Source organism: Vasconcelosia minhoensis LEGE 07310 (genome assembly GCF_015207255.1).
Lineage (GTDB): Bacteria > Cyanobacteriota > Cyanobacteriia > Phormidesmidales > Phormidesmidaceae > Vasconcelosia > Vasconcelosia minhoensis.
In genome coordinates this window covers 22,790-29,537 of sequence record NZ_JADEXG010000067.1, presented here as the reverse complement: position 1 = coordinate 29,537, position 6,748 = coordinate 22,790, and the positions used below count along the sequence as shown (strand labels likewise).

The window sequence follows — 6,748 nt, the reverse complement described above, 5'->3', positions numbered from 1 at the left end:
CTGCAATCGCAATTTTTGCTTTGAACTCTGGACTATACTGTCTGCGTTTTCTGCTCATGAATAACTCCTATCATTTTTTGAGTGATTCGGAGCTTAGCTACCTGTCCAGTTTTTGGGGTCCACTATATAGGCCGTCCATTCCTCAATATCTTCTACTAAGCTGTCTTCGTATATAGGTTCGTTGCTAGCCTCTACAACCGGCATTTGACTCGCGAAATTCTTATCCGACGGCATTGGAGGCTTATCTACAAACGCAGAAAACCCTAAGGGAGCCTCTGGGGCATTTTCTAACGCTTCATACTTCTGTCGATAGAGCTCGTAGCTTTTGCCAAAGCTGGGAAGTTCCTTTCCCTGCTCAGTTAGCTGCCTGGCACATTCAGCCATTGCCTCCGGTATCGTGGCGATTGCCTCATCAATACGGGCTGTAATCCTGTTATGCTCTTTAGCAATAGACTCAAACTGCTGAAGTAGATCCGACGCCAATCAATTCTGGCGTTTACGATCAGGAGCAGCCTCAGGAAAAGCTCGTCCATTCTCTTGAGCATGGCAACATCGTTATTTACTATGATGAGCCAGGCGAAGAGACGATCAACGAATTTTCGGGTCCATGGGACGGCATCGTCGTCGTTCCTAAGCCGGGACTCGGTGAAAGCATCGTGTTGACAGCCTGGACGAAGAAGCTGGCTCAACCGCAGTTTGACCCAGACGCAGCGGCTAGCTTTATAGACGAATATCGCGGTCGCGGCCCAGAAAATCCGGTTCGGTAGCCTATACCTACTGAGCGTACCAGTCCTGCCGCCACTGGGTCATCTGGTCAATTTCGGTTTGCTGAGTGGCGAGAATATCCTCAGCCACCTGCCGCAGTTCGGAACGAGCGCTCTTTTCCAAAACCTGCTCAGCCATCGTTAGCGCTCCCTCATGGTGCGGAATCATGGCGTCGATAAAGCGGCGGTCGAATTCGGCATCCGCTTTGCCCAGGCCCCCATCCATTCGCATCGCCGTCTGCATCTCAGGGGGCATCGCCATGGTGTGACCCATTTGAGCGTCATACATCACGGGTTCAGCGCTGGCGTTGGGATACCAGTCCTGCCGCCACTGCTGCATCTGGTCAATTTCGCTCTGCTGGGCGGCGATCACCTCCTGGGCTAGCTGCCTCATTTCGTCGCGCTGCGAGTTTTGCAACACGGCTTCGGCCATCGCGATCGCGCCCTGGTGGTGCAAAATCATGCCGTCGATAAACCGCAGGTCGAACTCGGCATCTTTAGGACCCAGATCCATCGTCATCTCATGGTCTGCCATAGAGCTGTCCCCGATCGGCATGCTGTGGCCATTTGGAGACTGTGAAAAGGTGCTACATCCGGCTAAAAGCAAAGGGCCAGACGCGATCGCGCCTAGCAGCAGGGCGACAAACGGCCGTTTCAAGTGCATATAAAATCAACTCATTTGAGCGCTTTAAAAATCCATTATGGGCCTGAAAAAGTGAAATGCGGATGAAATTGCCGTTAGCCCATTTCAACGCATTTCATTTTTAGCTGTCACTGTGGTTGGGATTAGTCCTGCTACCGCGAGCTTGAAGCCGGTACTTTACGCTATGACGCTTTTTTGCTGTTTGATTAGGAATCTGAAGCGTTAGAGTCTTTCGAGAAGACGCTTAGAATTGCCGCGACGGTCGGTGGCAGCGCCAGCAGAAACAATAGGCCCAGAACAAACACGGTCAGCCTCAGAACTGAAGCTAGGCTGAGGACGGTTTCTAAATCTCTAGATTCAAACATAGGAATTCTTGGGCGAAGCCGAACGCAGATTTTGTCCCCTTTGAGATACCACTTTGCTCTATTTCTTGCCACCTGTCTGGGGACAGGTTCTATCTAGCGCTAATCTAAAGGCTGAGATAGCGGTCGCAACTGCCGTCGCCTCAGAAACTCGCTAAAGTAGAAGAGCTAATCATTTTGAGCATCAAGGACTGGACTCTATGCGAGTACTTTTAATGACCGGGAAAGGCGGCGTCGGAAAAACCTCCGTAGCGGCAGCGACGGGGCTGCGCTGTGCCGAACTGGGTCATAAAACCCTGGTGCTGAGTACTGACCCAGCCCATTCCCTGGCTGACAGCTTTGATCTGGAGCTCAGCCACGAGCCGCGCCTGGTCAAGCCCAACCTTTGGGGAGCCGAGCTGGATGCGCTGATGGAGCTGGAGGGGAATTGGGGAGCGGTGAAACGCTACATCACCCAGGTCTTACAGGCTCGCGGGCTGGAGGGGGTCGAGGCCGAAGAACTTGCTATCCTGCCCGGCATGGATGAAATCTTCAGCCTGGTACGGATGAAGCGCCACTATGACGAAGGCGAATTTGACGTGCTGATTATTGACTCGGCCCCGACGGGAACAGCCCTACGGCTGCTGAGCTTACCGGAAGTTGCAGGCTGGTATATGCGGCGGCTATATAAGCCCTTCCAAGCCGTTTCTGCTGCCCTGCGACCGCTGGTAGAGCCGATCTTTCGCCCGGTCGCCGGATTTTCACTGCCCGACAAGGCGGTGATGGACGCGCCTTACGAGTTTTACGAGCAGCTCGAAGCGCTGGAAAAGGTGCTCACCGATGCGACGACCACCTCTGTACGCCTGGTCACCAATCCTGAAAAAATGGTGATCAAGGAATCCCTTCGCGCCCATGCCTATCTAAGTCTTTACAATGTCGGCACCGATCTGGTAATCGCCAATCGAATTATTCCCGACAGCGTTTCTGACCCGTTCTTTCAGCGCTGGAAAGAGCAGCAGTCTAAGTACCGCGAACAAATACACGAAAACTTTCGGCCGCTGCCGGTCAAGGAAATCCCTCTGTTTTCAGAAGAGATGTGTGGCTTAGAAGCTCTGGAACGCCTGAAGGAGACGCTCTACGCCGACGAAGATCCGGCTCAGGTCTACTATAAAGAAACGACGCTGCGGGTTGTGCAGGAAGCCGATCACTACAGTTTGGAAGTCTACCTGCCGGGGATTCCCAAAGATCAGGTGGAGCTGAGTAAAACGTCAGACGAGCTAAATATTCGAATTGGCAACCATCGTCGGAATTTGGTTTTACCCCAGGCGCTGGCGGCCCTACAGCCCGCCGGGGCGAAGATGGAAGATGACTACTTGAAGATTCGGTTCGCCGCAAGATAGGGATTGTGACGAAGCCTGTCTGCCTTGGGTATCAAAGTGCTAGGGTTAAAGCACCGAGTCAAGCGGGTTAGCTATGGTTGCCGAGCCTCAAGTCCGTCCTGCCGAAGTTATCTATCCTGAGAGCGATGGTCAGCCGATGGCGGACAATACGCTGCAGTTTCGTTGGATTGTCACCATTAAAGAGAATCTAGAGATTTTGTTCGCCGATACGCCGGATGTATTCGTCGCTGGAGATTTGCTCTGGTACCCAGTAGAAGGCGAGAGTCAGCGCTGTCAGGCACCCGATGTGATGGTGGTATTGGGTCGGCCTAAGCGCGATCGCGGTTCTTACCAGCAGTGGAAAGAAGACAACGTTGCGCCGCAGGTTGCTTTTGAAATTCTCTCTCCTGGCAACACGCCTCAGGGGATGACTCGCAAGCTGCTGTTCTATCAACAGTATGGGGTAGAAGAATACTACCTCTACGATCCGAGAAGTAATGAACTGGTTGGTTCGCAGCGCGATCGCGATCGCCTGGTCGAAATTTCAGAAATCAATGGCTGGGTAAGCCCCAGGTTGGGCATTCACTTTGAAGTCACTGAGGACACCCTGGAAATCTATACGCCTGCCGGGGAGCGATTCCTAACGCCGGTAGAGCTGTCTCGCCAGCGCGACCAGGAACGCCAGCGAGCCGACCAGGAGCAGCAGCGGGCTGACCAGGAGCAGCAGCGGGCCGACCGGCTAGCCGCCCGACTCAGGGAGCTAGGCGTCGATCCTGACACCGTCTAAGACGCTTCAGGTTTAGAGCTATCTTCTACCGTCAGCGTGCCCCGAAACATATTCATGCCGCAGTGAAAGGGATAGCTACCTGCTTCTTTGGGCGTGACTTCGACGGTTCTCTTTTGATTTAGCGGTAGGTCCACAGATCGATTAAAGTCGGGAAAAATGACCTGCTCCAGGCAGCTACTCCGATCTTTGCGTAAGAAGGTCAGCTTTACCGGCTGGCCTGCCTGGACAACAATTTGATTTGGCGAATAGCCACCATCTACGGCGACCTCTACAGTTTGAACGCCTTCATCAACCTGAGCCGTTTGAACCTTCGTTTTGCTAAAGAGAAACCACCATAGCTCCAGACCAATCAGACCCGCACCGGCTGCGACTATGCCTGCTTTGACTCCCAGCGGCTGCTCTATTCGGCGAAACTCGCTGGTACCAGCATCCGAAATTTGGGCTTTAGCAGTATGGGCAATACCAAGTAGCAGGCTGACGCCAAGCATACTACTCAGTAAACATGATCGTAATTTCATTCGTTTAACCCTATCCTAACGAACCCCGTTGGGGGAAAAATTTCTCAGGCGAAGCGCGTTGCTGACGACAGAAACTGAGCTAAACGCCATCGCTGCGCCTGCAATAATCGGGCTCAGCAGCCAGCCGAAGAAAGGATAGAGTATGCCTGCCGCAATCGGGATGCCCGCCACATTATAGATGAAGGCAAAGAACAGATTTTGGCGAATGTTGGCAATGGTAGCTTTGCTGAGCTGAATCGCGGTGACAATGCCCTGCAGGTCGCCGGAAATTAAGGTGATGTCGCTGGCCGCGATCGCAACATCCGTCCCCGTGCCAATCGAAATGCCCACATCTGCCTGAGCCAGGGCAGGCGCATCGTTAATCCCATCGCCCACCATTGCCACCTGCTTACCTTCAGACTGGAGCTGCTTGATCTGCGCCGCCTTTTGGTCGGGGCGGACTTCCGCAAAAATCCGACGAATGCCGACTTCCTGCGCGATCGCTTCAGCCGTTTGCTGGTTGTCGCCGGTCAACATCACGACCTCCAGCCCCATCTTTTGCAGTGCCCCCACGGCCCGGGTGGAAGACTCCTTGAGCGCGTCTGAGATCCCTATTAGCCCTTCGGCTTTGCCATCCACCGCAATCCAAGCCGTGGTTTTGGCTGCCGCCTCCCAAGCCTGTCGCCGAGACTGAAGTGATTCGGTCTGGATACCCAAGCTTTGCATCCAGCGGTCGGTGCCAATCTGGACTAAGCGACCGTTGACCCGGCCCTGGACACCGTTGCCCGTCACCGCATCGAAGTCCTGCACCGCAGGCAGCGACTTTTTATCGACGCCCTGGGATGCAGCATACTGCACGACAGCCTCTGCTAGGGGATGTTCCGAGTTGCGCTCAACCGCCGCTGCCATTTGCAGCAGCCTGATCTCATTGCGGTCGGCAGTGCCTCGCACGGTGAGATAGTCGGTCACCGTTGGCTTACCCTGGGTTAGCGTTCCAGTTTTGTCAACCACAATGGTCTGAATCCTATGAGCTCGCTCTAAACTTTCGGCATCTTTAATCAAAATGCCGTTTTCAGCCCCTTTACCCGTACCAACCATAATCGAGGTGGGCGTAGCCAGTCCTAGAGCGCAGGGACAGGCGATAATCAGTACGCCGACGGTAGTGAGCAGGGCCAGCGTAGTGTTACCCATGAAGATAAACCAGAGGACGAAGGTAAGGATTGCGATCGCGATCACCACCGGCACAAACCATCCGGTCACCTGGTCCGCTAGCTTCTGAATCGGCGCTTTTGAACCCTGGGCGTCTTTAACAAGCTGTACAATCTGGGCCAGCACCGTATCTTTTCCGATCCGCGAAGCTTTAAACCGAAAGCTGCCAGTTTTATTGATCGTCGCGCCGATCACTTCTTCGCCCGGCGCTTTCTTCACCGGCACCGGTTCACCCGTCACCATCGATTCATCGACGGTAGATGAACCCTCTACTACCTCGCCGTCCACCGGAATCTTCTCACCCGGACGCACAATGATAATATCGCCGACAACAACCTCCTGAAGCGGCAGGTCCAGTTCTTCACCCTGCCGCACGACTCGGGCCGTGTTGGCCTGTAGGCCCATCAGCTGCCGAATCGCATCCGAAGTCTGGCCCCTAGCTCGGTTCTCGAAGTAGCGGCCCAACAGCAGCAGCGCAATGATCACCACGGCTGCTTCGTAATAGACGTCTGGCGCTAGGCCTTGAGCCGTTAGAACGTAGGGAAACAGCGTCACAAAAATAGAGTAAAGGTAGGCTGCGCCGGTTCCCAGCGCGACCAGCGTGTTCATATTCGCCGACCGATGCGTAAATGCCTTCCAAGCTCCGACATAAAAGGACTGGCCGCACCAGAACAAAACCGGCGTCGCCAGGACCAGCTGTAGCCAGGGATGATGCAGAAACATCGGCCAGCCTGGGATGTTGATGCCCAGCATGATCGGCAGAGTGCCTAAAATTAGCACAATGCCGATCACGCTGCTGACGATGACTTTAGTCAGTAACGCCCGCTGCTGCGCCTTGCGCTCCTTCTGCTCCTGCTCATCCGCTTCACCCGTAGTCAATTCCGACTCACGAGCTTCGTAACCGGCATCGGCGACGGCCTGTTGAATCGCTTCTAGATTCGTATCGCGATTGTCATACTCAACGCTGGCCTGTTCGGTAGCAAAATTAACCTGGACGCGATTCACGCCCGGCACCTGTTGAATTGCCGTTTCGATATTATTGGCGCAGGAGGCGCAGCTCATGCCCTTTAGCTTTAAAGTTGTTGAAGTCATGGCGAAAATTTTCTCCCTTAAGCCCCATTCGCCTCA

Annotated in this window: 8 protein-coding genes; 3 read left to right on the top strand and 5 right to left on the bottom strand. The window is 54.1% G+C overall.

Translation table 11 applies throughout. The features are described 5' to 3' along the window. Positions 1-93: 93 nt before the first annotated feature. Positions 94-483, bottom strand: a complete 390-nt coding sequence (locus IQ241_RS21245) for a hypothetical protein (RefSeq protein ID WP_193911087.1) — start codon at positions 481-483, stop codon at positions 94-96. Between IQ241_RS21245 and IQ241_RS21240 the strand changes: the two genes are divergently transcribed. After that, a complete protein-coding gene (locus IQ241_RS21240; RefSeq protein ID WP_193911094.1) occupies positions 483-767 on the top strand; it encodes a DUF3105 domain-containing protein in 285 nt (94 codons plus the stop codon). The genes IQ241_RS21245 and IQ241_RS21240 overlap by 1 nt on opposite strands. Before the next feature lie 7 nt (positions 768-774). Here IQ241_RS21240 and IQ241_RS21235 read toward each other — a convergent pair whose 3' ends face one another. After that, positions 775-1,428, bottom strand: coding sequence for a DUF305 domain-containing protein (locus tag IQ241_RS21235; protein WP_193911085.1), 654 nt, complete (start codon positions 1,426-1,428; stop codon positions 775-777). A 185-nt stretch (positions 1,429-1,613) separates the two neighbouring features. Next, the gene (locus tag IQ241_RS21230) at positions 1,614-1,772 is read right to left on the bottom strand and encodes a hypothetical protein (RefSeq protein ID WP_193911084.1); all 159 of its coding nucleotides are present in this window, start codon (positions 1,770-1,772) and stop codon (positions 1,614-1,616) included. 197 nt (positions 1,773-1,969) lie between these two features. Here IQ241_RS21230 and IQ241_RS21225 point away from each other — a divergent pair, with 197 nt between their 5' ends. Both IQ241_RS21225 and IQ241_RS21220 read left to right on the top strand, forming a co-directional pair. After that, complete coding sequence (locus tag IQ241_RS21225; protein WP_193911082.1) at positions 1,970-3,148, top strand: TRC40/GET3/ArsA family transport-energizing ATPase; 1,179 nt, start codon at positions 1,970-1,972, stop codon at positions 3,146-3,148. A gap of 73 nt (positions 3,149-3,221) precedes the next feature. Next, complete coding sequence (locus IQ241_RS21220; RefSeq protein ID WP_193911080.1) at positions 3,222-3,914, top strand: Uma2 family endonuclease; 693 nt, start codon at positions 3,222-3,224, stop codon at positions 3,912-3,914. Here IQ241_RS21220 and IQ241_RS21215 read toward each other — a convergent pair. Both IQ241_RS21215 and IQ241_RS21210 read right to left on the bottom strand, forming a co-directional pair. Beyond that, positions 3,911-4,432 carry a cupredoxin domain-containing protein gene (locus tag IQ241_RS21215; RefSeq protein ID WP_193911078.1) on the bottom strand — a complete coding sequence of 174 codons (522 nt, stop codon included), beginning with the start codon at positions 4,430-4,432 and terminating at the stop codon, positions 3,911-3,913. The genes IQ241_RS21220 and IQ241_RS21215 overlap by 4 nt on opposite strands. Before the next feature lie 15 nt (positions 4,433-4,447). Next, positions 4,448-6,712 carry a heavy metal translocating P-type ATPase gene (locus tag IQ241_RS21210; protein WP_193911076.1) on the bottom strand — a complete coding sequence of 755 codons (2,265 nt, stop codon included), beginning with the start codon at positions 6,710-6,712 and terminating at the stop codon, positions 4,448-4,450. Between the last annotated feature and the right edge of the window lie 36 nt (positions 6,713-6,748).